The sequence below is a fragment of the Rhizobacter sp. genome (assembly GCA_019635355.1).
Classification (GTDB): domain Bacteria; phylum Pseudomonadota; class Gammaproteobacteria; order Burkholderiales; family Burkholderiaceae_C; genus Rhizobacter.
On the sequence record JAHBZQ010000001.1, the window covers coordinates 3,762,006 to 3,787,603 of the forward strand.

Annotated in this window: 26 protein-coding genes; 14 read left to right on the forward strand and 12 right to left on the reverse strand. The window is 69.8% G+C overall.

The window, feature by feature from the left end:
- Nucleotides 1–25: 25 nt before the first annotated feature.
- The 3 genes from arfB to alr form a co-directional block, all read right to left on the reverse strand.
- Complete coding sequence (gene arfB / locus KF892_17295; GenBank protein MBX3626778.1) at nt 26–427, reverse strand: aminoacyl-tRNA hydrolase; 402 nt, start codon at nt 425–427, stop codon at nt 26–28.
- Nucleotides 427–1,095, reverse strand: a complete 669-nt coding sequence (locus KF892_17300; GenBank protein ID MBX3626779.1) for a hypothetical protein — start codon at nt 1,093–1,095, stop codon at nt 427–429. Before KF892_17300 ends, arfB begins: the two co-directional genes overlap by 1 nt.
- Before the next feature lie 106 nt (nt 1,096–1,201).
- On the reverse strand, nt 1,202–2,311 hold the full coding sequence (gene alr, locus KF892_17305) for an alanine racemase (GenBank protein ID MBX3626780.1): 1,110 nt from the start codon (nt 2,309–2,311) through the stop codon (nt 1,202–1,204).
- Nucleotides 2,312–2,406: 95 nt separating this feature from the next.
- Here alr and lplT point away from each other — a divergent pair, with 95 nt between their 5' ends.
- Both lplT and KF892_17315 read left to right on the forward strand, forming a co-directional pair.
- Nucleotides 2,407–3,684, forward strand: coding sequence for a lysophospholipid transporter LplT (gene lplT, locus KF892_17310; protein ID MBX3626781.1), 1,278 nt, complete (start codon nt 2,407–2,409; stop codon nt 3,682–3,684).
- A 5-nt stretch (nt 3,685–3,689) separates the two neighbouring features.
- Nucleotides 3,690–4,577, forward strand: coding sequence for a DMT family transporter (locus tag KF892_17315; protein ID MBX3626782.1), 888 nt, complete (start codon nt 3,690–3,692; stop codon nt 4,575–4,577).
- 1 nt (nt 4,578) lies between these two features.
- On the opposite strand, the gene KF892_17320 is transcribed toward KF892_17315, so the two are convergent.
- On the reverse strand, nt 4,579–5,370 hold the full coding sequence (locus KF892_17320) for a response regulator (GenBank protein MBX3626783.1): 792 nt from the start codon (nt 5,368–5,370) through the stop codon (nt 4,579–4,581).
- Between the two features lie 128 nt (nt 5,371–5,498).
- Between KF892_17320 and KF892_17325 the strand changes: the two genes are divergently transcribed.
- Nucleotides 5,499–5,984, forward strand: a complete 486-nt coding sequence (locus KF892_17325) for a glutathione peroxidase (GenBank protein ID MBX3626784.1) — start codon at nt 5,499–5,501, stop codon at nt 5,982–5,984.
- Between the two features lie 2 nt (nt 5,985–5,986).
- Here the strand turns inward: KF892_17325 and KF892_17330 are convergent, their stop codons facing one another.
- Nucleotides 5,987–6,652 (reverse strand): Crp/Fnr family transcriptional regulator, encoded by a 666-nt coding sequence (locus KF892_17330; GenBank protein ID MBX3626785.1) that lies wholly within the window; start codon nt 6,650–6,652, stop codon nt 5,987–5,989.
- A 58-nt stretch (nt 6,653–6,710) separates the two neighbouring features.
- Here KF892_17330 and KF892_17335 point away from each other — a divergent pair, with 58 nt between their 5' ends.
- The 3 genes from KF892_17335 to KF892_17345 all read left to right on the forward strand — a co-directional run bounded on the left by KF892_17335 (nt 6,711) and on the right by KF892_17345 (nt 10,061).
- The gene (locus tag KF892_17335) at nt 6,711–7,805 is read left to right on the forward strand and encodes a DUF2332 domain-containing protein (GenBank protein ID MBX3626786.1); all 1,095 of its coding nucleotides are present in this window, start codon (nt 6,711–6,713) and stop codon (nt 7,803–7,805) included.
- A 26-nt stretch (nt 7,806–7,831) separates the two neighbouring features.
- A complete protein-coding gene (locus KF892_17340) occupies nt 7,832–9,028 on the forward strand; it encodes an aspartate/tyrosine/aromatic aminotransferase (protein ID MBX3626787.1) in 1,197 nt (398 codons plus the stop codon).
- 187 nt (nt 9,029–9,215) lie between these two features.
- Nucleotides 9,216–10,061 carry a helix-turn-helix transcriptional regulator gene (locus KF892_17345; protein ID MBX3626788.1) on the forward strand — a complete coding sequence of 282 codons (846 nt, stop codon included), beginning with the start codon at nt 9,216–9,218 and terminating at the stop codon, nt 10,059–10,061.
- Here the strand turns inward: KF892_17345 and KF892_17350 are convergent.
- Nucleotides 10,050–11,834: a GGDEF domain-containing protein gene (locus tag KF892_17350; GenBank protein MBX3626789.1), complete on the reverse strand. Its 1,785-nt coding sequence runs from the start codon at nt 11,832–11,834 to the stop codon at nt 10,050–10,052. The two genes, KF892_17345 and KF892_17350, sit on opposite strands and share 12 nt — an antisense overlap.
- 244 nt (nt 11,835–12,078) lie before the next feature.
- On the opposite strand from KF892_17350, the gene KF892_17355 reads away from it, so the two are divergent.
- From KF892_17355 to KF892_17365, 3 genes are all read left to right on the forward strand, one after another.
- Nucleotides 12,079–12,339: a hypothetical protein gene (locus KF892_17355; protein ID MBX3626790.1), complete on the forward strand. Its 261-nt coding sequence runs from the start codon at nt 12,079–12,081 to the stop codon at nt 12,337–12,339.
- Between the two features lie 68 nt (nt 12,340–12,407).
- A complete protein-coding gene (locus tag KF892_17360; GenBank protein ID MBX3626791.1) occupies nt 12,408–13,235 on the forward strand; it encodes a DUF692 domain-containing protein in 828 nt (275 codons plus the stop codon).
- Nucleotides 13,232–14,002: a putative DNA-binding domain-containing protein gene (locus KF892_17365; protein ID MBX3626792.1), complete on the forward strand. Its 771-nt coding sequence runs from the start codon at nt 13,232–13,234 to the stop codon at nt 14,000–14,002. Before KF892_17360 ends, KF892_17365 begins: the two co-directional genes overlap by 4 nt.
- Here the strand turns inward: KF892_17365 and KF892_17370 are convergent.
- From KF892_17370 to KF892_17380, 3 genes are read right to left on the reverse strand one after another with little or no spacing between them, the layout of a single operon-like run.
- The gene (locus KF892_17370) at nt 13,999–14,607 is read right to left on the reverse strand and encodes a peroxidase-related enzyme (protein MBX3626793.1); all 609 of its coding nucleotides are present in this window, start codon (nt 14,605–14,607) and stop codon (nt 13,999–14,001) included. The genes KF892_17365 and KF892_17370 overlap by 4 nt on opposite strands.
- Nucleotides 14,608–14,643: 36 nt before the next feature.
- The gene (locus KF892_17375) at nt 14,644–16,263 is read right to left on the reverse strand and encodes a hypothetical protein (protein ID MBX3626794.1); all 1,620 of its coding nucleotides are present in this window, start codon (nt 16,261–16,263) and stop codon (nt 14,644–14,646) included.
- 54 nt (nt 16,264–16,317) lie between these two features.
- On the reverse strand, nt 16,318–17,199 hold the full coding sequence (locus KF892_17380; protein MBX3626795.1) for a hypothetical protein: 882 nt from the start codon (nt 17,197–17,199) through the stop codon (nt 16,318–16,320).
- 85 nt (nt 17,200–17,284) lie between these two features.
- On the opposite strand from KF892_17380, the gene KF892_17385 reads away from it, so the two are divergent.
- The 5 genes from KF892_17385 to KF892_17405 all read left to right on the forward strand — a co-directional run bounded on the left by KF892_17385 (nt 17,285) and on the right by KF892_17405 (nt 22,526).
- Nucleotides 17,285–18,910, forward strand: coding sequence for a peptide chain release factor 3 (locus KF892_17385; GenBank protein ID MBX3626796.1), 1,626 nt, complete (start codon nt 17,285–17,287; stop codon nt 18,908–18,910).
- 114 nt (nt 18,911–19,024) lie between these two features.
- Nucleotides 19,025–19,477 carry a DUF2214 family protein gene (locus tag KF892_17390; GenBank protein ID MBX3626797.1) on the forward strand — a complete coding sequence of 151 codons (453 nt, stop codon included), beginning with the start codon at nt 19,025–19,027 and terminating at the stop codon, nt 19,475–19,477.
- A complete protein-coding gene (locus KF892_17395) occupies nt 19,477–20,484 on the forward strand; it encodes a 5'-methylthioadenosine/S-adenosylhomocysteine nucleosidase (protein MBX3626798.1) in 1,008 nt (335 codons plus the stop codon). Before KF892_17390 ends, KF892_17395 begins: the two co-directional genes overlap by 1 nt.
- 9 nt (nt 20,485–20,493) lie before the next feature.
- The gene (gene ubiA, locus KF892_17400; GenBank protein ID MBX3626799.1) at nt 20,494–21,369 is read left to right on the forward strand and encodes a 4-hydroxybenzoate octaprenyltransferase; all 876 of its coding nucleotides are present in this window, start codon (nt 20,494–20,496) and stop codon (nt 21,367–21,369) included.
- 59 nt (nt 21,370–21,428) lie between these two features.
- Entirely contained in the window at nt 21,429–22,526 is a 1,098-nt protein-coding gene (locus KF892_17405) for a GGDEF domain-containing protein (GenBank protein MBX3626800.1), read from the forward strand.
- Between the two features lie 26 nt (nt 22,527–22,552).
- On the opposite strand, the gene KF892_17410 is transcribed toward KF892_17405, so the two are convergent.
- From KF892_17410 to KF892_17420, 3 genes are all read right to left on the reverse strand, one after another.
- Entirely contained in the window at nt 22,553–23,824 is a 1,272-nt protein-coding gene (locus KF892_17410) for a Glu/Leu/Phe/Val dehydrogenase (protein MBX3626801.1), read from the reverse strand.
- 113 nt (nt 23,825–23,937) lie between these two features.
- Nucleotides 23,938–24,747 (reverse strand): pyrroline-5-carboxylate reductase, encoded by an 810-nt coding sequence (locus tag KF892_17415; GenBank protein MBX3626802.1) that lies wholly within the window; start codon nt 24,745–24,747, stop codon nt 23,938–23,940.
- Nucleotides 24,748–24,760: 13 nt separating this feature from the next.
- Nucleotides 24,761–25,597, reverse strand: a complete 837-nt coding sequence (locus KF892_17420; GenBank protein ID MBX3626803.1) for a LysR family transcriptional regulator — start codon at nt 25,595–25,597, stop codon at nt 24,761–24,763.
- Nucleotide 25,598 lies beyond the last annotated feature (1 nt).

Below are 25,598 nucleotides of genomic sequence, written 5' to 3' on the forward strand. Positions count from 1 at the left end.
ATCAGGCCCACACGGTGACCGGACACTAGCCGTCGTGTGGCTTGGTGCGCCCTGCCTTGAGCAGGCTGCGCTGGCCTTTCGCCTGCAGGCGCCGCTGTTTGGACGCGAAGGTCGGCTTCGTCGGCTTGCGCGCGCGTGGCGGCGTGGCCACGCTGTCGATCAGCTCCTGCAGGCGTTGCAGGGCCTCTTCCCGGTTGGCCTCGCGGCTGCGCGCGGTCTGGGCCTTGATGACGACCACACCCTCGTCGGTGATGCGGTGGTCGCGCAGGGCCAGCATTCGCTCCTTCACCGGCTCGGGCAGGGATGAGGCGCGGATGTCGAAGCGCAGGTGCACCGCGCTCGAGACCTTGTTGACGTTCTGCCCGCCCGCGCCTTGGGCGCGGATGGCGGTGATCTCCACCTCGCTGGGGTCGAGCCTGAAGGGCATCATCGCCACAGCTGCGAGATCGACACCCAGCCGGGCTGCCACAGGCGCAGGCCCCAGCCGAGCGCGGCGCTCATGAGCACCATCAGCACGCCGATCAGCCAGGTCTTGCCGAGGATGTGCACGAAGGCATCGTCTTCCGACTTCGGGCGCAGCACACGGCGCGCGATCAGCGTGCCGAAGACGAACTGCACCGCCACCTCGGCCAGCAGGCCGGCCAGGCCGTCGACCAGCATCACCGGCAGCAGGCCGGTGGCGAGCAGCACGCCCACGAGCATCAGCAAGAGGGCGGGGATGAGCAGCAACAGGCCGGCTTCGTCGAAGCTCAGCAGGTCGGCGGCACTGCCGAGCACGTCGCCCCAGTCGAAGGACTTTTGCGCGGCCTCGCTGCGCCGCACCGGTTCCACCGCCGCCACACGCTCGCCGAGCGTCGGGTCACCGCGCACCGAGGCGGCGAAGTGCTTGAGCCACACCTGCACGCCGAGCACGAGGCCGAGCGCGTACATCAGCAGGGCACTCATCGCGTAGCGAGCGGCGGGCAGCGTCACGTCGAACACATGCAGCAGCGTCCAGCTGCTCGCCAGCCCGACCAGCAGGCACCACGCCGTCAACAACCACCCATGCCAGCGCAAGCGGCGCCGTGTGCGCGGGTGCAGCTCCCGCAGGCTCATGACAGCCCCTCGGCCGACGAGTACGTCGACCGATCCCCCGAGGGGATGCGGGCCGCCCTTCGATACCTCAGGACAGGACTTGGAGCGGCCCGGCGCTCGGCCCGCTTCATGCTGAATGCACAGGTACCCGCGCAGCCACCGCACACATCAGCTCGTAGCCGATGGTGCCGGCCGACTGCGCCACCTCGTCGATCGGCAGTTGCGTGTCGTGTGGGCCGCGGCCCCACAGCGTGACCTCGCTGCCAACGTTCGCGTCGGGCACCGGCGTCAGGTCGACCGCCAGCATGTCCATCGACACCCGCCCGACCGTGCGCGTGCGCACGCCGTTCACCAGCACCGGCGTGCCGGTGCCGGCATGGCGCGGGTAGCCGTCGGCATAGCCGCAGGCGACCACGCCGATGCGCATCGCGCGGTCGGCCATGAAGCTGCTGCCGTAGCCCACCGTGTCGCCGGCCTGCAGCTGCTGCGTGCCGATCAGGCGCGAGCGCAGGGTCATCGTGGGCTGCAGGTCCCATTGCGCGATGCTGTGCTGCGGGAAGTCGGGCGACGAGCCGTAGAGCATGATCCCCGGGCGCACCCAGTCGCCGCGCACGCCGGGGCGGTCGGGCGCGTAGCGCAGCGTCGCGGCGCTGTTGCTGAGCGAGCGTTCGCCCGCCAGGTCGTGCGTGGCGGCCTCGAAGGTCTCGATCTGGTGGGCGATGCCGCGTGGCGAGGCCGGGTCGGCATCGGCGTCCGACAGGTGCGTCATCAGCGTGATCTCGTCCACCTGCGTCAGGCCCGAGAGCCGCTGCCAGGCGTTGCGGAAGGCCGAGGGCGTGAAGCCGAGCCGGTTCATGCCGCTGTTCATCTTCAGGTAGACGTGGTGCGGCCAGGTCGTCTTGTGGGTGGCCAGCCAGTCGATCTGCGCCTCGTGGTGCACCACGTGCCAGAGGTTCAGGCGGGAGCAGAGCTCGAGGTCGCGCGCTTCGAAGCAGCCTTCGAGCAGCAGGATGGGCCCGCGCCAGCCGAGCGCACGGATGCGTTCGGCCTCGGCCAGGTCGAGCAGCGCGAAGCCATCGGCCGACTGCAACCCCGGGTAGGCGCGTTCGATGCCGTGCCCATACGCGTTGGCCTTCACCACCGCCCAGACCTTGGCGTCGGGCGCGTGCTGGCGTGCGCGGCGCAGGTTGTGGGCCAGCGCATCGGCGTGAACCAGGGCTTCGATGGGGCGCGGCATGGCGGGGATTCTGCCAGCGGGCCCTGTCGTCCCTGCGTGCTATAACCCCGCCGCACCCCACGCGGCCCCTTGCAGTACGACCTGTTTCTCGCCGAATGAAAAAAGGCTTCTACACGATCATGTCGGCGCAGTTCTTCAGCTCGCTGGCTGACAACGCGCTCTTCGTCGCCGCCGTCGAACTGCTGAGAACCTCCGGCCAGCCCGAGTGGCAGCGTGCCGCGCTGGTGCCGATGTTCGCGTTGTTCTACGTGATCCTCGCGCCGCTGGTGGGCGCGTTTGCCGATGCGGTGCCCAAGGGGCGGGTGATGTTCGTCTCGAACCTCATCAAGGTGGTGGGTTGCCTGATGATGCTCTTCGGCACCCACCCGCTGCTGGCCTACGCCATCGTCGGCCTCGGCGCGGCAGCCTACTCGCCAGCCAAGTACGGCATCCTCACCGAGCTGCTGCCCAACTCGCAGCTGGTCAAGGCCAACGGCTGGATCGAGGGCCTCACCATCGCCTCCATCATCCTCGGCGTGCTGCTCGGCGGGCAGCTCGTGGGGCAGGCGGTGTCGCGCATGATGCTGGGCATCGACGTTCCGATGATCGACACCGGCATCGACACCGCGCCTGAAGCGGCCATCTCGGCGCTGATCGTGCTCTACGCCATCGCCGCGCTCTTCAACCTCAAGATCCCGCGCACCGAAGCCCCGCTGCAGCCGATGACGGGCAACGTCGTCACGCTGGTGCGCGACTTCTCCAGCTGCAACGCGCGCCTGTGGGGCGACAAGCTGGGCCAGATCTCGCTGGCCACGACCACGCTGATCTGGGGCGTGTCGGGCAACTTCCGCTACATCGTGCTCGCCTGGGCCGCCGCGGCCCTCGGCTACGGCACCACGCAGGCCTCGGCGCTCGTCGGCGTGGTGGCAATCGGCACCGCCGTGGGGGCGGTGGTGGCCTCGATGCGCATGCGCCTCGACCAGGCCACCAAGGTGATCCCGATGGGCATCGCGATGGGGCTGCTCGTGATCGCGATGAACTTCATCAGCAACGTCTGGACGGCGGCGCCCTTCCTGCTGGTGCTGGGCGCCATCGGCGGCTTCATGGTGGTGCCGATGAACGCGCTCTTGCAGCACCGCGGCCACAACCTCATGGGCGCCGGCCGCTCGATCGCCGTGCAGAACTTCAACGAGCAGGCCTGCATCTTGGCGCTCGGCGCCTTCTACACCGGCATGACGAAATTCGGCCTGTCGGCGTTTGCCGCCATCACCGTGTTCGGCCTCGTCGTGGCCGGCGCGATGTGGGTGATCGGCCGCTGGCACTCCAGCAACTGCGTTCGCTTCAAGGACGAAGTCGACCACCTGCTCGCGCTGGCGCGCTCCGACAAGCACTGACCGCCATGCGGTCTTCATCCCGGTTGTGGCCCGCGCTGGCCTTGATGGTCAACGCCTTCGTGTGGGGCGTGTCATGGTGGCCGTTTCGCCACCTGCAATCCGCCGGCCTGCACCCGCTGTGGGCCACCGTGCTGGTCTACCTCGTCGCGGTGGTGGTGATCGCCATCGCCCGTCCGCACGCCTTCGGCCAGGTGCTGCGCCGGCCGGTGCTGTGGGTCCTGGTCATCGCCTCGGGCAGCACCAACGCCGCCTTCAACTGGGGCGTGGCCATCGGCGACGTGGTGCGGGTCGTGCTGCTTTTCTACCTGATGCCCTTGTGGGTGGTGCTGCTCGCGCGCGTGCTGCTGCACGAGAAGCTCACCTGGCTCGCAGGGGCGCGGGTGGTGCTGGCGCTGGGCGGGGCGGCCATCGTGCTGTGGCCCGAAGGGGGCGGCTCGTTTCCGCTCCCGCGCTCGCTGCCCGACTGGCTGGGCGTGTGCGGCGGCTTCTCGTTCGCACTCAACAACGTGATGCTGCGGCGTGAAGCCGCGCAGCCGGAAGAGAGCCGGGCGCTGGCGATGTTCCTCGGCGGGGTGCTGGTGGCCGGCACGCTCGCGGCCACGCTGGCCACGCAGGGCCAGGTGGCCTGGCCGCCGGCGCCAGCGATGAGCTGGGTGCCGCTCGCGCTGGTGCTGAGCGGCTTCTTCCTGATCAGCAACGTGGCGCTGCAGTACGGCGCGGCGCGCCTGCCGGCCAACGTGGCCTCGGTGGTGATGCTGACCGAGGTCTTGTTCGCTTCGGTCTCCGCCATGCTGCTGGGCGGCGGCACGCTGACCCCGGCGCTGGCGATGGGCGGTGGGCTGATCCTGCTGGCTGCGCTGCTGTCGACGCTCGACAGCCCCAGTGCCCACTGACTCAGCGCGCGCGGGTCGGGTCGACCTGGCGCAGGGCCGCCATGAACTCGTCTTCCATCAGCGGCTTGGTGAGGTAGGCATCGCAGCCAGCGAGGTCGCCGCGCACGCGGTCGGCGGAGCGGGTGCTGCCGGTCACGACGACCACGGCGGGGGCGATGTCGCCTGGGTGCGTGCGGCGCTGCTTCAGGTGCTGGCACACCGCCAGGCCGTCGAGCGGGCCTTCGCCGAGGTCGATGTCGAGGAAGACGATCGAGAAGGGTTGCGCGTCGAGCAGGGCCAGCGCCTCGTCGGCCGTCTGCACCGCATGCACGCGATAGCCCAGGCCCTGCAGCCGGCTCTGCAGGAACTTGAGCGCGATGCGGCTGTCGTCGAGCACCAGCACGTCGAGCGCGGGCGGGCTGTCGTCGCCGCGCAGGGCGTCGGGCGATGACACCACCCAGTCGGTCAGCGGCGGCTCGTCGAGCAGCGCGAGGCGCGCTTCGAGCAGCAGGTCGAGCTCGTGCAGCAGGCGCTTGGGTTCGATGGGCCGCGGCAGGTGGGCCGCCGCACCCGCCGGCGGGTGCGAGCCGATGAAGATCGCGTCTTGCACGCGGTGGGCGTCGTTGACGGCGTTGAGCGCGGCGGGGCTGTCGGCGTCGGCGATGACGAAGTCGCTTTCCACCAGCGAGTTGCCCTGCACGTAGGCGGGGGCGCGCTGTTGCTCCAGGCGGAACAAGGAAGCCAGCGTGCTGCGCTCGAAGTCGCTGAAGCCTTGCAGCGCAACGGTGTAGCGCATGGGGATGCGCTCGGGCATGGGGACTTTCGGTCGTGGCGGTGGCCGATGTTCGGCGCCGGCCGAAGGGGCGTCAACCCTGCTCGGCGCCGGATGGGCGGCGGCGCTACGATCGGCACCCACATTTGTCACACCCGGCAGGAGGGTCCATGACCAGCGTTTACGACTTCGAGGCTGTTTCCATCGATGGCCAACCCGCCCAGCTGTCCACTCAGCGCGGCAAGGTGCTGCTGATCGTGAACACGGCGAGCGCCTGCGGCTTCACGCCGCAGTTCGGCGGGCTCGAGAAGCTGTGGGAGCGCTACAAGGACAAGGGCCTGGTGGTCGTGGGCTTCCCGAGCAACGAGTTCGGCGGGCAGGACCCCGGCAGCAACGACGAGATCGCCTCCTTCTGCCAACTCAACTACGGCGTGAGCTTCCCGATGATGGAGAAGGTGAAGGTCAACGGCGCCGACGCCCACCCGCTGTGGAAGTGGCTCACGAGCGAAGCCCCGGGCATCCTCGGCACCAAGGGCATCAAGTGGAACTTCACCAAGTTCCTCGTCGGCAAGGACGGGCAGGTGATCAAGCGCTACGCGCCGAACGACGCGCCCGAGTCGATCACCCAAGACATCGAAGCCGCGCTCGCCGCGTAAGCCTACGCGGGCACCCACAGCCCGCCGTAGGCCACGCGCAGCCGATGCTGTGCAGCAAGCTGCTGGATCAACTCGTTGACCGTCTGCCGCGACAGGCTGGCGAGTGCCGCCAGCTCTGCCTGCGTGGTGCGGATGTGGCGCCAGCCCTGCGCATCGGGCGGGCCGGCGCGGTCGGTGCGGGCCAATTGTTCGAGGGCGAGGCGCAGGCGCTCGTCGGCGCTGCGGTGCCGCGAGGCTTCGAGCAGCCGCAGCGTGCCGTGGTAGCGGCGGGCGTATTCGCGCATCAGCGCTCGCGCGAAACCCGGCACCTCGTCCATCAGGTACTCGTAGGCCGCCGGCCCGAAGGCGACCACGCGCGAGGCCTTGGCGCCACCTTGCACCTCGAAGGTCGACGGCTCGCCGCTCGCGAACGACGACAGGCCGAAGAGCCGCCCGGGCGGCACCCGCTCGATCACCGACGCTTCGCCGTCCACCGTCAGGAAACGGATCTCCATCTCGCCGCTGGCCAGGCCGAAAAGGGCGGGCGTGGCGTCGCCCTGGCGCAGCAGCACCTGGCCGCGGCCCAGGCGGTGCAGGCGGCAGCGCGGCAGCAGGCCGCGCCAGTGCGCGTCGGTCAGCGTCAGCTCGGGGAGGCTCGTGCCCAGCACGCGGGCCACGTCGTCTTGCATCGCTTGATTGTCGGATGCCCGACATTTGAGCCGCAAGCCCGGGGCTACGCTGCCGTGCATGGACCTCACCCCTGCCGACACCGAGCGCCTGGCCGCGCTGTTCCGCCGCTTCGCGGACGCGGAGTGCCCCGAGGAGCCGCTCTACGAAGCGCTGTGCCGCATCGTCGCCGACGATCCGGCATTGCTCGACCTGCTGAGCGGCGCGAGCCCCGAGCAGCAGCGGCCCAACCTCTGGCTGGCCGCGGTGCACGACCTGTTGCTGTCGGGCGTGGTGCACCCGTTGGCCGCCTACTACCCCAGCTGCGGCGGAGGCCGTGCGCCCGACGCGTCGCTGCCAGGCCGCGTGCGCGACTTCGCCTTGCAGCACGCCGCCGCCCTGCGCGAGCGCATGCGCACCCACACCACCCAGACCAACGAGATCGGCCGCTGCGCCGTGCTGTGGCCCGCGCTGCATGCGCTGGCCGCCCGCAGCGGCACCGCCGAGCTGGCCTTGCTCGACGTGGGCACCAGCGCCGGCTTGAACCTCGGTGTGGACGTCTACCGCTACGACATCACCGACGCACGCCCCGGGGTGCCGCTGCTGAGCTGCGCGTGGCAAGGCGAGCGGCGCCCGCCCACCTCGCCGAGACCGAAGCTCGTGCAGCGCCTCGGCCTCGACCCTGCCCCGGTGCCGGTCGACGACGAGGTGGCGGTGCGCTGGCTGCGCGCCTGCCTCTGGCCGAGCGACACCGCCCGTGCCACCCGCTTCGAGCAGGCGGTGCAGATCGCGCGCACGCAGCGCTGGCCCGTGCGCCGCGAGGCCGACTGCACCGCGGCCCTCGAACCGTGGATCGCCTCGCTGCCGGCTGGCGTGCAGCCGGTGATCTTCAACAGCTGGGTGCTCACCTATTTCGAGAAGCCCGCTTTGCAGCGCCACATCGAAACCGTGACCGAGCTCGTGCGCCGCACCGGCGCCATGTGGCTCTCGGCCGAATCGAGCGGCCTGCAGGTCGGCCCGGTCGAGCTACCGCCGCCCCGGGCCGACCTGCCAAAAGCCCACAGTGTGTGGACTCTGTGCCACCGCGTCGACGGCGAGCCGCGTTTCGAGGCGCTGGCCCGTTCGCACGCGCATGGCCGCTGGGCGGAATGGCTGAGCGAAGGGCTGGCCGGATAATCGCCGCTCCCCTGCAGGAGCCCCACATGTTCGAGCACGTCGACGCCTACGCTGGCGACCCCATCCTCACCCTCAACGAATCCTTCGGCAAAGACCCGCGGCCGCACAAGATCAACCTCAGCATCGGCATCTACTTCGACGACGCCGGCCACCTGCCGGTGATGAAGGCGGTGAAGACCGCCGAGACCGCGATGCTGCAGAGCGTTGGCGCCCGCCCCTACCAGCCGATGGAGGGCGCGCCCAACTACCGCCAGGCGGTGCAGCACCTGCTCTTCGGTGCCGACCATGAAGCGGTGAAGAGCGGTCGCATTGCCACCATCCAGACGCTCGGCGGCTCGGGCGGCCTGAAGGTCGGCGGTGACTTCCTGAAGCGTTATTTCCCGACGAGCAACGTGTGGGTCAGCGACCCCACCTGGGACAACCACCGTGCCATGTTCGAAGGCGCCGGCTTCACGGTGAACACCTACCCCTACTACGACGCCAAGACCGGCGGCCTGCGCTTCCCCGAGATGCTGGCGGCGATCAAAGCCTTGCCCGAGCAGAGCATCGTGCTGCTGCACGCCTGCTGCCACAACCCGACGGGCGTGGACCTCTCGCACGCGCAGTGGGCCGAGCTGATCCCGGTGCTGAAGGCGCGCCGGCTGATCCCGTATGTCGACATCGCCTACCAGGGCTTCGGCGACGGCATCGAGGAAGACGCGTGGGCCGTGCGGGCGCTGGCCGATGCCGGCGTGAGCTTCTTCTGCGCGAGCAGCTTCTCGAAGAGCTTCTCGCTCTACGGCGAGCGCTGCGGCGGCCTGAGCGTGGTGTGCCCCAACAAGGCCGAAGCCGATCTCGTGCTGGGCCAGATGAAGGCCACCGTGCGCAAGAACTACAGCAGCCCGCCCACCCACGGCGGCCAGATCGTCGCGCGCGTGCTCTGCACGCCTGAGCTGCGCCAGCAGTGGGCCGACGAGCTGAACGCGATGCGCACCCGCATCCAGGCCATGCGCCAGAAGCTGCATGCGGTGATCAGCGCCAAGCTGCCCGGCCGCAACTTCGACTACTTCATCACCCAGCGCGGCATGTTCAGCTACACCGGCCTCACGGCCGAGCAGGTCGACCGCCTGCGCGAAGAGCATGCGGTGTACCTCGTGCGCTCGGGCCGCATGTGCGTGGCGGGGCTGAACTCGGCCAACGTCGACGCCACCGCGGTGGCGATGGCGGCGGTGCTGGCTCAATAGTCGCTGGCAGGGGTGTCGCTGGCGCGGGTCCAGCCGCCGCGCGGCAGTGCCGCTGGGCTCGAGAGGGGTGCAGGCCGCATGGCCGTGTCCGGTTGACGCGAGGGCCGCATCGTGCGGCCGGGCGTGCACCGCGTCGATTACCTGGCAGGTAAGCGGGCCGCCGCGGCTTTCTCACTACGATGGCGGCATGCAAGCGTCTCCCTCTCCTTGGCCCACCGGCCAGCGGCCCTTCGGCGAGCACCTCAAGGCCTGGCGGCAGCACCGCCGCTGGTCGCAGCTCGACCTCGCCGCGCGTGCCGAGGTGTCGGCCCGGCACCTGAGCTTCGTCGAAACCGGGCGCGCCGCGCCCAGCCGCGAGATGGTGATGCGCCTGTCGCAGTGCCTGCAGGTGCCGCTGCGCGAGCGCAACCAGTGGCTCACCGCGGCTGGCTTCGCGCCGCTCTACCGCGAGCTCGCGCTCGACGGCGAGGAGCTCGCCTCGGCGCGCAAGGCCATGCAGCGGCTGATGAAGGGGCACGAGCCCTACCCGGCGATGGCGCTCGACCGGCACTGGAACATCGTCGCCGGCAACGCGGCTGTGCCCATCGTGCTCGGCGCCAACACCCTGCCGCCGGGCACGCCGCCCAACGTCATCCGCGGCTCGCACCACCCTGCGGGGCTGGGTTCGCGCCTGGTCAACCGGCGCCAGCTGCGTGCCATCCATGACGAGCGCCTGTGCCAGCAGATCGACGCCAGCGGCGACCCCGCGCTGGTGGCGCTGCTGGCCGAGCTGCGCGGCTACCCCGAGCCCGACGAGGCGTCGACCATCGCCCCCGTGGCCACCGAGCATTCGGGTGTCGCCGTGCCCTTCCAGGTGCAAAGCCCGAAGGGCGTGCTGAGCTTTCTCACGGCCACCACCATCTTCGGCTCGGTGAGCGACATCACGCTGTCGGAGCTGTCGATGGAGATCTTCATGCCGGCCGACGACTTCACCGCCGAGGCGGTGCCGCTGCTCTTCCAGGCGGCGCGCCAGGAGCGGGTGTCAGGCCGCTGACCAGCGCCGGGCCACGCCCTTGCCGGCCTGCTTGCTGGCGTACATGGCCGCATCGGCGCGGCGCAGCAGCTCGGCCGGGTCGGTGCCGTCGGCCGGGGCCAGGGCGTAGCCGATGCTCAGGCCCAGCTCGCAGCGGTGGGTGCCGACCTGGAAAGGCTCATGCACGGTGTCGAGCAGCTTCTGCGCGAGCGACTCTGCCTGCGCCGGGCCGCTGAGCCCGCTCGTGAGGATCACGAACTCGTCGCCGCCGAGGCGGCCCACGGTGTCTTGCGCGCGAGTGGCCGCCTGCAGGCGGCGCGACAGCAGCAGGAGCAGCTGGTCGCCCACCTCGTGGCCGTGACGGTCGTTCACCGCCTTGAAGCCGTCGAGGTCGAGCAGGTAGATCGCCACCCGCCCTTCGGGCTCGCGCTTCTGCAGCGCGGCCTTGATCTGCGCCTGCAGCCCGCGCCGGTTGTGCAGGCCGGTCAGCGGGTCGCTGTGGGCAAGGAAGCGGAACACGTCGCGCTCGCGGCTGGCGCTCTGCGCGGCGGCGTGCATGGCCTGCGTGCTCAGGCTCAGCACCCGCAGGTAGAAGAGCATGTCGACGGTGGCGCCGAACTCGAAGGAGTGCAGCGTCCAGAAATTCACCGGCAGCGCGCCCTGGATCACACCGATCAGCGTGGCGGTGGCGAGCGCGTAGATGCCCCAGGCGAAGAGGAAGCCCGTGCCCACCGGGTCACGCTGGCGTGCGCGTGACAGCGCCCCCGGCAGCCCGAGCAGCGCCGGCACCGGGCCCAGCACGCTCACGATGGCGGTCACCACGCCGGTGTCGAAGAGCCCGAGCGCATAGGCCAGGGCCAGCACCGCCACCCCCACCGCGCCGCCGTGCATCAGCCGGCTGAAACCGCGGCCGGTGTGGCGCGTGTGCACGAGCGTGGCCGCGCGCGTGCCGATCGGCCGCGTGAGCGCATGCTCGATGAAGAGGAAGGAACCGCACAGCGCCATCAGCGAGAAGAGGCCGCCGGCGTGCTGCTCCATCCACATCCAGTCGCGCCACAGGTACTGCGCGCCGATGCCGAACTGGAACAGCGAGAAGAAGATGCTGCCCGCCGCCAACAGCGCGTACTTCAGCGAGAGCGTCTCGCGCAGCGTGAAAAAGCGCCCCAGGCTGTAGACCAGCAGTGCGATGCCCAGGCCGCCGAGCGCGCCCTGCAGCGTCTGCTCGGCCAGCGCCCGCTCGTGGAAGGCCTGCGGCGTGTTGAAGGTGATCGGCAGGATCATCGCCCCGCCCGTCTGCACCCGCAGCAGCACTTCGCCCGAAGTGCCCGGTGCCAGCTCGACGGGCATCGCATGCGAACGGCTGGCGAGCGGCCGCTGCGAATACGGCTGATGGCTGCCGAGCACGGCCTGGCGCACCACGCGGCCTTGCACCAGCACGTAGGCGTCGAGGCGGTGCAGGGCGGGGTAGTCGATGTCGAGCACCCAGCGCGGCGTGGCCCGCGCGGAAGACTCGACCGGGATGCGCAGCCACACCACCTCGTCTCGCACGCCCAGCGTGGCGTGCGGCGAAGGCGGGGCGGTGAAGCGCTCGCGCTGCGCCAGCACCTGCTCGAGCGTGAGGGCGCGCGTGGGGTCGGCCAGCAGCGTCACCGCCGGCCAGGCGTCGACCACCCGCTGGCCTTCGTCGAGGCGCAAGGGCGCGGCGGCGGCGCTCGTGTGCAGCAGCAGCCAGGCGAGGGCCAGCAGGCACAGCCGGCAGGCGGCGTGGAAGGGGGGCAGGCGGGGCGTCGGCACGATGGAGAAGGCATGCGGTGCATGCCAACCCGGGATTGTCCCGGCTCGGTGGCGTTAGGGGTGGCGCCTCAGTGACGCGCAAACGGCAGAACTGCTCGCTTGCCCCGGGATCGTCGTCCACGCCGCGTGCACGCCGGTGTGTAAGAAGCCACAGACCGCCCCGACAGAGCCCGGCAAGCGCGGTGATGCGGCCCGGCCGGTCCTGTGCGCTGCACCCCTCGTCAACACTTCAGAAGGAATCGACATGAACTTCACATCGGGCCTCGCCCTGGCCACCACCGCTGCCGCGCTCTTCTCCACCCTCGCCGCCCCCGTGCAGGCCGCCAGCCATGCCGGCGGCGACATGACGGTGAAGTGTTCGGGCGTCAACAGCTGCAAGGGCACCTCGGAATGCAAGACGGCCAAGAGCGAATGCAAGGGCCACAACAGCTGCAAGGGCCAGGGCTGGGTCAGCAAGAAGAGCGCCGACGAGTGCACCAAGGCGGGCGGCAGCGTCATCAAGTGATCTGTCTCCTGTAGCGACCAGGATTCCGGCGTGACGGTGCTCATCGCCTCACGCCGGCTTTTTGAGCCATGAGCCCACCCCCCTTGAGCGGTTTCGGCCTCGGCCTGCGGGTCGAGCACTACGCCGAGTTCCTCGACGGCCACCCTGCCGTGGACTGGCTCGAAGTCATCTCCGAGAACTACCTGGTGCCCGGCGGCAAGCCGCTCGCGCACCTCGACCGCATCCGCGCCGAGTACCCGATGGCGATGCACGGCGTGTCGCTTTCCATCGGCAGCACCGACCCGCTCGACCGCGACTACCTGCGCGAGCTGAAGGCGCTCACGCGGCGCATCGAGCCGGCGTGGGTGTCGGACCACCTCTGCTGGACGGGTGTGGACCACCACCATCTGCACGACCTGCTGCCGCTGCCCTACACCGAAGAGGCGCTGCGCCACGTGAGCGAGCGGGTGATGCAGGTGCAGGAAGTGCTCGGCCGCCGCCTGCTGCTGGAAAACGTGTCGAGCTACGTGAGCTTCGAAGGCGACGAGATGAGCGAGTGGGAGTTCATCGCCGAACTCGCCCGCCGCGCCGACTGCGAGCTGCTGCTCGACGTCAACAACGTCTACGTCAGCAGCCGCAACCACGGCTTCGACGCCCGCCGCTTCATCGACGCGATGCCGCGCGAGTGGGTGCGCCAGATCCACCTCGCCGGCCACGAAGACCACGGCGACCATCTGATCGACACGCACGACCACCCGGTCTGCGACGCGGTGTGGGAGCTCTATGCCTACACCGTGGGCCGGCTCGGCGCGGTGCCCACCATGATCGAGCGCGACGACCACATCCCGCCGCTGCCCGAGCTGCTGGCCGAGCTGGACCGGGCGCGGGCCGTCCAGCACGAGGTGCTCGCCCGATGACAGCGCTCATCCAGCTTCAGCACCAGATGCGCCGGGCGATCGCCGGCGAGCCCGACGCGGGCGAGGGCCTGCTGCGCGCACGTGCCGGCGGCTCGCTGCTGAGGGTGTACCGGCATGCGTACCGCGCACGCCTCGTCGCGGCGCTGCGCGACAACTTCGGCACGCTGCCGCGCGCCATGGGCGACGAGGCCTTCGACGCACTCGCGGCGGCCTACCTCGACGAACACCCGTCGCGCCACCCGTCGATCCGCTGGTTCGGCGACCGGCTGGCCGACTTCATGCACGAGCACGACGAGCTCGTGCCGCACCCGGCCTTCGTCGACCTCGCGCGCATGGAGTGGGCGTTGCGGGGCGCCTTCGATGCGGCCGATGCGCCACTGCTGTCGCGCGACACCTTGGCCGCCTTGCCGCCCGACGACTGGCCCGGCCTGCGGCTGCGCCTGCACCCCTCGGTGCAGCGGCTGCAGATGGACTGGGCGGTGGAGCCTGCGTGGAAGGCCTTGCAGGACGACGCGGCCGACGACCCCGATCTGCCCGAGCCGCAAGCCCTGCCGCATGCGCTGATCGTGTGGCGCCCGCGGCTCGACACCCGCTGGCGCTCGGCCGGCAGTGCGCTGGAGGCGGTGCTGCTCGAGGCCGTGCGACAGGGCGAGCCCTTCAGCGTGCTGTGCGAGCGCGCAGCCAGTGCGGTGGGCGACGACGCGGCCGTGCCCCAGGCGGTGGGCCTGCTGCAGCAGTGGGTGGACGAAGGGCTGCTCGCCGCTTAGGCGCTCGGCTTCTTCTCGCGCGGCACTCGCCCGAGCAGGTAGAACTCGTCGTTGGGCCGCAGGCTCATCAGGTTGGCCATGCGGTTGGACAGGCCGAAGAGCGCGGTGATCGCGCCGATGTCCCAGATGTCTTCGTCGTCGAAGCCGTGGGCGCGCAGCGCGGCGAAGTCGGCCTCGCCGATCTCGTCGGCCGCGTGGCTCACCTTGAGCGCGAAATCGAGCATCGCCTTCTGGCGCTCGGTGATGTCGGCCTTGCGGTGGTTCACCGCCAGCTGGTCGGCGAGGAGCGGCTTCTTCTCGTAGATGCGCAAGATCGCCCCGTGCGCCACCACGCAGTAGAGGCAGCGGTTCGCGCCCGAGGTGGCAACGATGATCATCTCGCGCTCGCCCTTGGTGAGGTGGCCGCCTTCCTTCAGCAGCAGTGCATCGTGGTACGCGAAGAAGGCGCGTGCCTCCTCGGGCCGGTGCGCGAAGCCGAGGAAGACGTTGGGGATGAAGCCCGTCTTCTGCTGCACGTCGAGGATGCGGGTGCGGATGTCCTCGGGCAGGTCGGCGATCTCGGGCACGGGGTAGCGGCTGATGGGGTAGGGGATGGGCGGGCTCATGGGACAGTCTCCTTTCGGCCGCATCATGAGCGCGCTTCAGAAGCTGCGCTTGGCTTCGACAAGAAACTGCACCTTCTTGATGGACGCATCGCCGTCGAGCGGGAAGGCCAGGTCGAAGTGCACCACGCTGCCGATGGCCGAGCGGCTGTTGCCCAGGCGCAGGCCGAAGCCCCAGTCGCGCAGCAGGCCCAGGCGTGGGCCGGTGGTGGTCTGGTCCCAGGTGCGGCCCATGTCGTAGAAGACGGCGCCGCCCACGTTGAACACCCGCCACGGGTACCAGTCGGTGAACCAGCGCTGCTCGGCGGTGGCCAGCCAGCGACCCTTGCCGCTCTGGTAGCGCATGGGGTAGCCGCGCAGGCCCGAATCGCCGCCGATCAGCACCTGCTGGTCGGGGTCGGGGTTGACGCTGCGGTCGGCGCTCAGGCCGAGGAAGAAGCTGCGCCGGTCCGACTGCCGCAGGTGGTAGCGCACGCTGCCGCTGAAGAGCGTGCCGGCGAGGCGGTGCTCTTCGTAGCGGCCTTCGGCACTGCCTTCGACGAGCAGCGTGTGTGTGCGCGCCGGCTGCCAGCCCTTGTTGAGCTTGAACGAGAACACCGTGGCATCGCGGTCGGCGCCGAAGGCCTCGCGTGCCAGGCCCAGTTGCAGGCTCAGCTGCCAGCCGAGCGCCAGGTCTTCGGTCTTGCCGATCTGGTCGAAGTTGCGGGTTTCGCGGAAGTCGTCCTGCAGCCATTCGACGCCGACCCAGGGGCGGTTGAGCTTGCGATCGGCCGCCACGCCGGTGGCCGGTATCCCGGGTGCCGCGGTGGGGCGGGCGAGGTGCTCGTCCTGTGTCCAGCCGGCCGTCCAGCGAGTCACCCAGCCGTCGCGCCATCCGCTCGATCGCCCGGCATAGACGGTGGCGTGGCGCTCGCTCACCTGGTACTGGCCCACCACCTGACCTTGCTCGTAGACCGAGTCGATGCGTGTCTCGCGCCGGCTCGACACGCCGGCAGCCCAGGGCGTGTCGAGGCTGTAGAAGGGGCGGTCGAGGCCGAGGCGCGTCTGCGTGCCGTCGCTGTTGTCGGCATAGCTCGCGGTGAGGTCGAGGCGGCGACCGCCGAGCAGCGGGTCGTGGTACGACAGCATGCGCGAATTGCGGTCGACGCCCGAGCGGAAGTCCAGCCCGAGCTGCGTGCCCAGCCCGAAGAGGTTGGACTCCTCGATGCCGAAGGCCGAACTGTTGGCGCCGCCCTTGCGGCCGAGCGAGAGCGAGGGCTTGAGCGTCCACACGTCCTGCACGGCCACCTCGAGTTCGGCCTCGCCGTTGGTGCAGCCCAGCACGCGGATGGTGGCGTCGTGCAGGTAGCCGGTGGCGCGCATCAGGCGCTCGCTTTCGCGCAGCAGCCGCGGCTCGTAGGGGTCGCCGGGTTTGACGAGCAGCAGCTGCTTCACTGTCGACTCGCGTGTGTCGAGGTGCAGCGTGTTGGCCAGGCGGAAGAGCGAGCGGTCTTCCTCCGCGATGCGCGTGTCGAACACGTCGGTGCGCACGATGCGCACCTCGCCGATGCGCTGGCAGTCCGGCTCGGCCGGTGGCGCCTGGGCCACGGCCGCGGCACAGGCCCACACGCCGAGGGCCGGCAGGGCCGTGCGCAGGCAGGGGCGTCGGGTGGGCAGCATGCGGCCACTGTGCAGCCGCTGGCTTAACGCCAGCTGAGCTGGCGCAAGAAAGGCTCAAGGCAGCTCGTCGATGTTCTTCGGCCAGCTTTTGTGCAGCAGCGTGGAGAGTGCCCGGTCGGCCAGCAGCTTGCCACCGGTCTGGCAGCGGGCGCAGTAGTTGGTCTCGTTGTCGGCGTAGACGATGCGTTGCACCGGCGTGCCGCAGACCGGGCAAGGCTGGTCGTACTTGCCGTGCACCGCCATCTGCGGGTGGAAGGCGGTGACCTTCTCCGGCCAGTCGCCCGCTTCTTTGTCGAGGCGGGCGATCCATTCCTGCAGCACCGTTTGCGTCGCGTGGTACAGCCGTTCGATCTGCTCGGGGGCGAGCTTCTGCGACAGCTGGATCGGCGACAGCCGTGCGCGGAAAAGGATCTCGTCGGAGTAGGCGTTGCCGATGCCGCTGAAGAGCCGCGGGTCGGTCAGCACGCGCTTCAGCGTGTGGTTCTCGCGCGTGAGGCGCTCGCTGAAATCGGCGAGGGTGGCCGTCATCACGTCGATGCCACCCGGGTCCATCGCGTCGAGTGCGGCGCGGTCGGCCAGCACGTGCAGCGAGGCGCGGCGTTTGCTGCCGGCCTCGGTGAGCACCACGCTTCCGTGCTCGAACTCGAACGCCGCCAGCGAGATCTTCCCCGGCGGTTTGCCACCCGGCAGCAGCCAGCGCAGCCGCCCGGCGATCATCAGGTGGATCACGAGGAAGAGCCCGTTGTCGAGCGCCAGCACCACCCGCTTGCCCAGGCGCTCCACGCCGACGACGGTGTGGCCTTCGGCCTCGGCGAGCGGCGGCAGCGCGGTGCGCAGCAGGAAGGGGTTGAGCACCTTCACGTGCTGCAGCACGCGGCCCTGCACTTTCTCGGCGAGGCGATCGACGTAGAGCGTGATGTCGGGCAGCTCGGGCATGGCGGTCAGTGTCGGGGAAATGCGCCGCCGCCGATAATCACGGGTTTTCACGAGGCGGCGCAGGTTTCAGCAGCGCCGCAACCCCATGTCCGACCTGACCCCCCAGGTGCGCCGCCGTCGCACCTTCGCCATCATTTCCCACCCCGACGCGGGCAAGACCACGCTCACCGAGAAGCTGCTGCTGTTCTCGGGCGCGATCCAGATTGCAGGCTCGGTGAAGGCACGCAAGGCCTCGCGCCACGCCACGTCCGACTGGATGGAAATCGAGAAGCAGCGCGGCATCTCGGTGGCGTCATCGGTGATGCAGATGGAATACCGCGACTGCGTCATCAACCTACTCGACACCCCGGGCCACCAGGACTTCTCGGAAGACACCTACCGCGTGCTCACCGCGGTCGATGCCGCGCTGATGGTGATCGACGCGGCCAACGGCGTGGAGCCGCAGACCCGCCGCCTGCTGCAGGTCTGCCGCGCGCGCAACACGCCCATCCTCACCTTCGTCAACAAGATGGACCGCGAGGTGCAGGAGCCGCTCACGCTGATGGACGAGATCGAGCGCGAACTCGGCATGAGCGTCGTGCCCTTCACCTGGCCGGTGGGCATGGGCAAGCAGTTCCACGGCGTGATGGACCTGCGCGAGAAGCAGATGCGCGTCTTCAGCCCCGGCGAAGACCGCAAGGGCGCCGACGACGAGATCCTGCCCGGCCTCGACAACCCGGCCTATGCCGAGCGCTTCGGCATGCAGTACGAAAACGCGCGTGGCGAGATCGAGCTGGTGCAGGAGGCGGCACCCGCGTTCGACGAGGCGCAGTTCCTCTCTGGCCACCAGACGCCGATGTTCTTCGGCTCGGCGGTCAACAACTTCGGCGTGCGCGAGGTGCTCGACGCATTGGTCGACCTCGCGCCGCCGCCGAGCGAGCGCGCCGCCATCCAGCGGGTGGTGCACCCCGACGAGAAGAAGTTCACCGGCGTCGTCTTCAAGATCCAGGCCAACATGGACCCGGCGCACCGCGACCGCATCGCCTTCGTGCGCGTGGCCTCCGGCCGCTTCGAGCGCGGCATGAACCTGAAGGTGGTGCGCTCGGGCAAGACGCTGCGGCCCAACACGGTGGTCACCTTCATGAGCCAGAAGCGCGAGCTGCTCGACGAGGCGTTCGCCGGCGACATCATCGGCATCCCCAACCACGGCGTGCTGCAGCTGGGCGACACCATCACCGAAGGCGAGACCTTGCAGTACACCGGCCTGCCCTTCTTTGCGCCGGAAATGTTCCGCAGCGTCGAGGTGGCCGACCCGCTCAAGACCAAGCAGCTGCGCGCCGGCCTCACCCAGCTGGGTGAAGAAGGTGCGATCCAGGTCTTCCGCCCGGTGGCGGGCAGCGTGCTGCTGCTCGGTGCTGTCGGCCAGCTGCAGTTCGAAGTGGTCGCGCATCGCCTGGAGCATGAATACGGCGTCAAGGCGCGCGTGATGCCCGCCCGCTACAACGTAGCGCGCTGGGTGACCTGCGACGAGGCCGATGGCGGCGAAAAGGAGCTCAAGCGCTTCATCGACGCCAACGACCACCGCGTGGCGCTCGACGCGGTCAACGCGGCCTGTGTGCTGCTCGAATACGCCGGCGAGCTGCGCGCCATGCAGGAGAACTGGCCCAAGATCAAGTTCCACGCGCTGCGCGAGCACGCCGGCCTGGTCTTTCAAAAGCAACTCGACGGCTGACGCCGCTGGCGGCGCATCCCGCGCCGTCAACAGTGCGTTTCGTCGCATGCGCTTGCCGCGGGCGGTGGTGGCGCGGCACAGTCGAGGCCTCGTCCACGATGCCCGCACGCCACCATGCTCGCCAGCTCGTTCATCGCCTTCCTGCACTTCGTGTTCGCGTTCGGCATCGTCGCCACGCTGTTCTTCGAGTGGTTCACCTTCAGCAAGGCACCCACCTGGCGTGAGGCGAAGCAGCTCGCCATGGCCGACCGCTGGTATGGCGCGTTTGCCGGTGGCTTGCTCGTCGTGGGCCTGCTGCGCGTCTTCAGCTTCGAGAAGGGCTGGGATTTCTACAAGGCCATGCCCTTCTTTCACCTGAAACTCACGCTCTTCGTCGTGATCGGCCTCTTGTCGATCTACCCCACGATCAGCTTCGCGCGCTGGAAGTCGGCGCTCCAGGCCGGCCAGGCGCCGCAGATCCCCGAGGCGCAGTACCAGCGCATCTCGCGTTTGCTGAACCTGCAGATGCTGCTGCTCGTGCCGCTGGTGCTGAGCGCCTCGCTGATGGCCAAGGGCGTGCGTCTCTGATGCGCGCACTTGCCGGGTTCATCGCGGCGCTGGCGCTGTGTGCCGGTGCGCAGGCCGCGCCGCGTTGTCTCACTGACTGCACCCCACGCATCGGCATCGTGTCGGCTTTCGGCGCCGAGGCCGACATCCTCGTCGCGCAGACGCAGAAGAAGCGCACCTGGACGCTTGCCGGCAAGCGCTACACCACCGGCGTGCTGCGGGGCAACCGTGTCGTGATCGTGCTGAGCGGCGTGAGCATGGTCAATTCGGCGATGGTCACGCAGCAGATGCTGGATCACTTCCGCATCGAGCGCCTGATCATGAGCGGCATCGCCGGGGGCCTCAACCCGGCGCAGCACGTGGGCGACGTCACCATCCCCGAGCGCTGGGCCATGCCGATGGAGGTGTACTGGAACGGCGACACGCAGGTGCCGGCGCCGTGCGGCAAGAGTGGCGACGTGGGCTGCCTCGGCCTCCAGCTCGCCACCGGGGCCGACGGCCAGCCGCTGCCGCCCTACGCGCCGGGCCTCTTCATGCGCGAGACCCATGTGCTCACCGCGGCCAATGCGCCGAAGGGCGAGTTCCGCTTCGACTATCCGGTCGACACCGAGATGCTGGCCGTCGCCCGCACGCTCACCCCCCGGCTCGAACGCTGCGGCCCGAAAGCCCGCCAGCCCTCGGGCGAGATCGATGCGCAGCAATGCGTGCGGGAACAGCCCGAGCTGCGCGTGGGCGGCCTGGGTGTGTCAGCCACGGTCTTCCTCGCCAACGCGGCCTACCGCCAGTACCTCTTCGAAACCTTGAAGGCCGACACCTTCGAGATGGAAACCGCCGCACTGGCCCACGTGGCCCACGCCAACGGTGTGCCCTACATCGCCTTTCGCAGCATCAGTGACCTGGCGGGCGCGACCGAGTTCAACGCCGACGTGGGCGCGCTCTTCATGAGCGGCCTGGCCGAGGCGAACGAAGCGGCCGTGACGCTGGCCTTCCTCGAGGCCTGGGCGGCCCGCCCGAAGAAGCGGCCCTAGACTTCGCGGATGGCTACCACCGCGCCCGCGCCTTCCCGCCTCTCGCTCTACCTCGACCTCATCCGCTGGGACCGCCCGGCCGGCACCTACCTGCTGCTGTGGCCCACGCTGTCGGCGCTGTGGATCGCGGCGCAGGGCTTTCCGGGGTGGCATCTGCTGGTGGTGTTCGTGCTCGGCACCTTCCTCATGCGCAGTGCCGGCTGTGCGGTCAACGACGTGGCTGACCGTGATTTCGACAAGCACGTGAAGCGCACCGCGCAGCGGCCGGTCACGAGCGGTGCGATCGGCGTGAAGGGGGCGCTGCTCTTCGGTGCGGCGCTCGCGCTCGTGGCCTTCGGTCTCGTGCTGACCACCAACGCACCCACCATCGCGTGGAGCTTCGCGGCGCTCGCGGTGAGCATCTTCTACCCCTTCACCAAGCGCTTCTTCTCGATGCCGCAGGCGGTGCTGGGCGTGGCCTTCAGTTTCGGCATCCCGATGGCGTTCTCGGCGGTGCAAGGCTCGGTGCCGGCGCTGGCGTGGCTGCTGCTCGTCGGCAACCTTTTCTGGGTGCTGGCCTACGACACCGAGTACGCGATGGTCGACCGCGACGACGACCTCAAGATCGGCATCCGCACTTCGGCGATCACGCTCGGCCGCTTCGACGTGGCGGGGGTGATGCTGTTCTATGCGGTGTTCGTGGCGATCTGGGCGGCGATCGGCCTTGCGCTCGGCATGGGCCCGGCCTACTTCGCCGGGTTGGCGGTGGCAGCGGGCCTCGCCGGCTGGCACTACACCCTCATCCGCACGCGCACCCGCGACGGCTGCTTCAAGGCCTTCCGCCTCAACCACTGGCTCGGTTTCGTCGTCTTCGCCGGCGTGATGATCGACTTCGCCGTGCGCTAGTTCGCAGCCGCGGCGGGTTGCCGCGCGCGCAAGCGCGGATCGCGCCCGAAAATCGGGGCATGCCTGATTCGTCTGCTGCCCGGCGCGCCGGCCACTCCGGCCGTTCGTACTGGCAGGTGCTGGTGCGGGCCGTCGTGGCCGCGTCTCTGGTGCACACGGCGTTCGCCGGCCTCTTCTTCGCGCTGTCGGCCCCGCTGATGGGCTGGGTGAACGTCGGCAGCGTGGCGCTGTACGGCGCGGCCTACGCGCTGCTGCGCCGGCGCCAGAACCGCGCGGCGCTGGTGCTGGTGTGGGCCGAGTTGCTGCTGCATGCGCTGGTGGCCACGCGTGCGCTCGGGTGGGAGAGCGGCTTCCACTACTACGTGCTGCTGATGATGCCGATGGTGTTCATGAGCCCGGTGCGCCGCGCGCACACCAAGGTGCTGCTGGGTGCCGCGCTCGCGATCTTCTACCTCGGCCTCGACCTGCTGGCGCACCACCACGCGCCGCTGGTGGTGCTCACCGCGGGTGCGCTCGATGGGGTGCGCAGCCTCAACATCGTCGCCACCCTCGCGCTGCTCGCCCACCTGGCCAATTTCTACCGGCGCGCCGTGATGCGCGCCGAGACCCGCCTGCACGACCTCGCGACGACCGACCCGCTGACCGGCCTGGCCAACCGCCGCCGCGCGCTCGACGTGGCCAACCTGCACCTCGCGCGCCGCCGCCGCGACGGTGCGCCGATGAGCCTGATCCTTGGCGACGTGGACCACTTCAAGTCGGTCAACGACCGCCACGGCCACGAGGTGGGCGACCAGGTGCTGATCGCGGTCGCGCAGGCGATGCAGGTCGCCACCCGCGAGGCCGACACGGTGTGCCGCTGGGGCGGCGAGGAGTTTCTCGTCGTGCTGCCCGACACCGGCCCGGCCGAAGCGATGCAGGTCGCCGAGCGTGTGCGCGAGGCGGTGCAGCGCGCCCAGGTGCCGCACGGCGACGCGCGGCTGGGCGTGACCATCACCCTCGGCGTGAGCACGCTGCACACGATGGAGTCGCTGTCGCAGGCGATCGCACGTGCGGACGGGGCCCTGTACCGCGGCAAGATCGAGGGCCGCAACCGCTGCGTCGGCGACGGCAGCGACGAGGTGCCCGCCCCGCAGCGCGAGCTGGCGCTCGAATACTGACGCACTGACGCACTGAGGCCGAAGGCTCAGGGGTACAGCCCGCGCTCCTCGCGTGCCCACAGGATGCGCTCGCAGGCCACCGCGAAGGTGGCGGTGCGCAGCGTGATCTTGTGGCGGTCGGCGGTGTCCCAGATGTGGCGCAGCGCGTCGACCATGATCTTGTCGAGCCGCAGGTTGATCTCGTCTTCGCTCCAGAAGAAGCTCGAGAAGTCCTGTACCCACTCGAAGTAGCTCACGGTCACGCCGCCGGCATTGCAGATCACGTCGGGCACGACGAGGATGCCGCGGTCGCGCAGCACGTCGTCGGCATCGGGCAGGGTGGGGCCGTTGGCGCCTTCAAGCACGAGCTTGGCCTTGAGGCGGTTGGCGCGGTCCGTGGTGATCTGGCCTTCGAGGGCGGCGGGGATGAGGATGTCGCAGTCCACGTCCCAGAAGCGCTCGTTGTCGACGCGCTCGGCCGCGGCGTACTGGCCGATGCCGCAGTCGCGCTTCAGCACTGCCATCGCTTCGGCCATGTCGAAGCCTTTGGGGTTCACGAGCGTGCCGGTGTGGTCTTGGATGGCGACGATGGTGGCACCGGCCCCCACGAAGAGCTCGGCCGCCGAGCTGCCCACGTTGCCGAAGCCCTGCACCGCCACGCGGGCGCCGTCGAGCTTCAGGCCGAGGCGGCGGGCCGCTTCGCGGCCGGTGACGAAGACCCCACGGCCGGTGGCCTTCACGCGGCCGAGCGAGCCGCCCAGGTGAATGGGCTTGCCGGTGACGACACCGGTGGCGGTGGCGCCGGTGTTCATCGAATACGTGTCCATCATCCAGGCCATGATCTGGCCGTTGGTGTTCACGTCGGGCGCGGGGATGTCGCGCTGCGGGCCGATGATGATGCCGATCTCGCTGGTGTAGCGGCGGGTGAGCTTTTCCAGCTCCTTCATCGAGAGTTTTTTCGGGTCGACTCGGATGCCGCCCTTGGCGCCGCCGTAGGGCAGGTTCACCGCCGCGTTCTTCACCGTCATCCAGGCCGAGAGGGCCATCACCTCTTCGAGTGTCACGTCGGGGTGGTAGCGCACGCCGCCCTTGCCGGGGCCGCGCGAGAGGTTGTGCTGCACGCGAAAGCCTTCGAAGTGCTGCACCTCGCCGTTGTCCATCTCGATCGGCACGTCGACGATGAGGGCGCGCTTCGGGTGCTTCAGCGTCTCGGCCCACTTGGCGAGCCGCCCCAGGTAGGGCACCACGCGGTCGACTTGTGCCAGGTAGGTGTGCCAGGGGCTGTTGGCGTGCGGGGTGACGTAAGAGAGGTAGCTCATGGCGATCTCCGGGTCTTCTGTGGTCTTGGTGGAGACGACTGTAGGCCGGCGGTCATCGCTTGTGGGCCTCGCGTTCATGCCACCTTTGCATGACCGCGGGCATACCCCTCGGCTCAGCGGCCGAACTCGTCGCCCAGTTCGGCGGCGCGGCGCTGCGCGGCCTTCAGCGCCTTCACGATGGCGGGTTTGACGCCGCTCGCCTCCATCGAGGTCAGTGCCGCGTAGGTGGTGCCGCCCTTGGAGGTGACCCGCTCGCGCAGCACGGCCGGCGCTTCGGGCGAGGCCAGGGCGAGGGCGCTGGCGCCCTGGAAGGTGGCAAGCGCCAGGGTCTTGCCCTGTTCTTCGGTGAGGCCCATCTCCACCGCCGCTTCCATCATGGCTTCGACGAAGTAGAAGACATAGGCCGGGCCCGAGCCCGACATCGCCGTCACCGCATCGAGGTCGTGCTCGGCGTTCACCCACAGCGTGCGGCCGGTGGGGGCGAGCATGCGCTCGATCTCCTTGCGTTCGAGGGCGGTCACGGCCGGGCGGGCGTACAGGCCCGTGATGCCCTGGCCGATCAAGGCGGGGGTGTTGGGCATGGAGCGCACGATGCGCTCGGTGCCTAGGGCCTTCGCCATGTCGTCGCTGCGGATGCCGGCCATCACGCTGAACTGCAGCGCCTTGCCGACGTGCGGCAGGTTGGCCTCGGCGGCGGCCTTGAAGTTCTGCGGCTTGATCGCCCACACCACGGTGGCGGCGCGCTGCAGCACCGAGCCCGGGGCTTCGAGCGTGATCACCTGCAGCTCGCGCTGCAGCCGGCTGCGCTGGTCGGCATTGGGCTCCAGCACGAGGATGTCGCCGGGCGCCCGCCCGCTCTTGAGCAGGCCGCCGATGATGGCGCTGGCCATGTTGCCGCCGCCGATGAATGCAATGGTGGTCATGTGGTGTTCTTCGTCAGGCTTGGGCCCAGCGCCGCAATTCACGCTCGGTGGCTTGCAGGGCAGGGCGGGTGAGGGAGTAGAAGGATAGTCGGCCGGGCGAGGGCCAGCGCTGCGAGGCCGAGAGGGCGACGAGGTCGGCCGGAATGGCCGACTGGTTCAGGCAGCCGATGCCCCAGCCGGCGCGCAGCGCGGCCATCGCGCCGTGGGCGCCGGTGCAGCTCAGGCGCAGGTGGTGCGCCCGGCCGGCCCGGGCCAGTGCGTCGAGCGCCAGGCGGCGCACCGGGCACTCGGGGCCGAGCAGCACCAGTGGCGCCGGGCCGGCGCTGGGCACCGCATAGCGCTCGGCGTGCACCCAGGTGAGCGGCTCGCGGCGCATGAGCCTGGCGCCGGGCAACGGGTCGTCGCTCGTGACGACGGCGAGGTCCATCGCGCCGGCCTGCCACAGCTGCTGCAGCGAAGCGGAGCTCGCCCACAGCAGCTCGAAGCGCACGCCGGGCGTGCTGTCGTGCAGCAGCGCCAGCAGCTCCCCCAGGCGCGCTGGCATGAAGTATTCGCTGATGCCGATGCGGCGCACTTCCTCAACGGCTGCGGGCTGCACCGCGGCGCGCGCATCGGCCTGCCAGTCGAGCAGGCGGCGGGCATGCGGCAGGAAACGTTCGCCCTCGGCCGTGAGCGCGAGCGCACGCGTGCTGCGCTCGGCCAGGCGCACGCCGAGCGAGGCTTCGAGCTGCTGCAGGTGCGTGCTCACGGCCGACTGCGTGCGGTGCACCTGCTGCGCGGCGCGGGTCACCGAGCCGGTGTCGGCCACGGCGATGAAGCTGCGCAGCCAGAGTGGGTCCAGGTCGTTCATC

Excerpts from the sequence above, each read along its gene's own strand:
- arfB (MBX3626778.1), bottom strand. The coding sequence starts at position 427 with ATGCCCTTCAGGCTCGACCCCAGCGAGGTGGAGATCACCGCCATCCGC.
- KF892_17300 (MBX3626779.1), bottom strand. The coding sequence starts at position 1,095 with ATGAGCCTGCGGGAGCTGCACCCGCGCACACGGCGCCGCTTGCGCTGG.
- alr (MBX3626780.1), bottom strand. The coding sequence starts at position 2,311 with ATGCCGCGCCCCATCGAAGCCCTGGTTCACGCCGATGCGCTGGCCCAC.
- lplT (MBX3626781.1), top strand. The coding sequence starts at position 2,407 with ATGAAAAAAGGCTTCTACACGATCATGTCGGCGCAGTTCTTCAGCTCG.
- KF892_17315 (MBX3626782.1), top strand. The coding sequence starts at position 3,690 with ATGCGGTCTTCATCCCGGTTGTGGCCCGCGCTGGCCTTGATGGTCAAC.
- KF892_17320 (MBX3626783.1), bottom strand. The coding sequence starts at position 5,370 with ATGCCCGAGCGCATCCCCATGCGCTACACCGTTGCGCTGCAAGGCTTC.
- KF892_17325 (MBX3626784.1), top strand. The coding sequence starts at position 5,499 with ATGACCAGCGTTTACGACTTCGAGGCTGTTTCCATCGATGGCCAACCC.
- KF892_17330 (MBX3626785.1), bottom strand. The coding sequence starts at position 6,652 with ATGCAAGACGACGTGGCCCGCGTGCTGGGCACGAGCCTCCCCGAGCTG.
- KF892_17335 (MBX3626786.1), top strand. The coding sequence starts at position 6,711 with ATGGACCTCACCCCTGCCGACACCGAGCGCCTGGCCGCGCTGTTCCGC.
- KF892_17340 (MBX3626787.1), top strand. The coding sequence starts at position 7,832 with ATGTTCGAGCACGTCGACGCCTACGCTGGCGACCCCATCCTCACCCTC.
- KF892_17345 (MBX3626788.1), top strand. The coding sequence starts at position 9,216 with ATGCAAGCGTCTCCCTCTCCTTGGCCCACCGGCCAGCGGCCCTTCGGC.
- KF892_17355 (MBX3626790.1), top strand. The coding sequence starts at position 12,079 with ATGAACTTCACATCGGGCCTCGCCCTGGCCACCACCGCTGCCGCGCTC.
- KF892_17360 (MBX3626791.1), top strand. The coding sequence starts at position 12,408 with ATGAGCCCACCCCCCTTGAGCGGTTTCGGCCTCGGCCTGCGGGTCGAG.
- KF892_17365 (MBX3626792.1), top strand. The coding sequence starts at position 13,232 with ATGACAGCGCTCATCCAGCTTCAGCACCAGATGCGCCGGGCGATCGCC.
- KF892_17370 (MBX3626793.1), bottom strand. The coding sequence starts at position 14,607 with ATGAGCCCGCCCATCCCCTACCCCATCAGCCGCTACCCCGTGCCCGAG.
- KF892_17375 (MBX3626794.1), bottom strand. The coding sequence starts at position 16,263 with ATGCTGCCCACCCGACGCCCCTGCCTGCGCACGGCCCTGCCGGCCCTC.
- KF892_17380 (MBX3626795.1), bottom strand. The coding sequence starts at position 17,199 with ATGCCCGAGCTGCCCGACATCACGCTCTACGTCGATCGCCTCGCCGAG.
- KF892_17385 (MBX3626796.1), top strand. The coding sequence starts at position 17,285 with ATGTCCGACCTGACCCCCCAGGTGCGCCGCCGTCGCACCTTCGCCATC.
- KF892_17390 (MBX3626797.1), top strand. The coding sequence starts at position 19,025 with ATGCTCGCCAGCTCGTTCATCGCCTTCCTGCACTTCGTGTTCGCGTTC.
- KF892_17395 (MBX3626798.1), top strand. The coding sequence starts at position 19,477 with ATGCGCGCACTTGCCGGGTTCATCGCGGCGCTGGCGCTGTGTGCCGGT.
- ubiA (MBX3626799.1), top strand. The coding sequence starts at position 20,494 with ATGGCTACCACCGCGCCCGCGCCTTCCCGCCTCTCGCTCTACCTCGAC.
- KF892_17405 (MBX3626800.1), top strand. The coding sequence starts at position 21,429 with ATGCCTGATTCGTCTGCTGCCCGGCGCGCCGGCCACTCCGGCCGTTCG.
- KF892_17410 (MBX3626801.1), bottom strand. The coding sequence starts at position 23,824 with ATGAGCTACCTCTCTTACGTCACCCCGCACGCCAACAGCCCCTGGCAC.
- KF892_17415 (MBX3626802.1), bottom strand. The coding sequence starts at position 24,747 with ATGACCACCATTGCATTCATCGGCGGCGGCAACATGGCCAGCGCCATC.
- KF892_17420 (MBX3626803.1), bottom strand. The coding sequence starts at position 25,597 with ATGAACGACCTGGACCCACTCTGGCTGCGCAGCTTCATCGCCGTGGCC.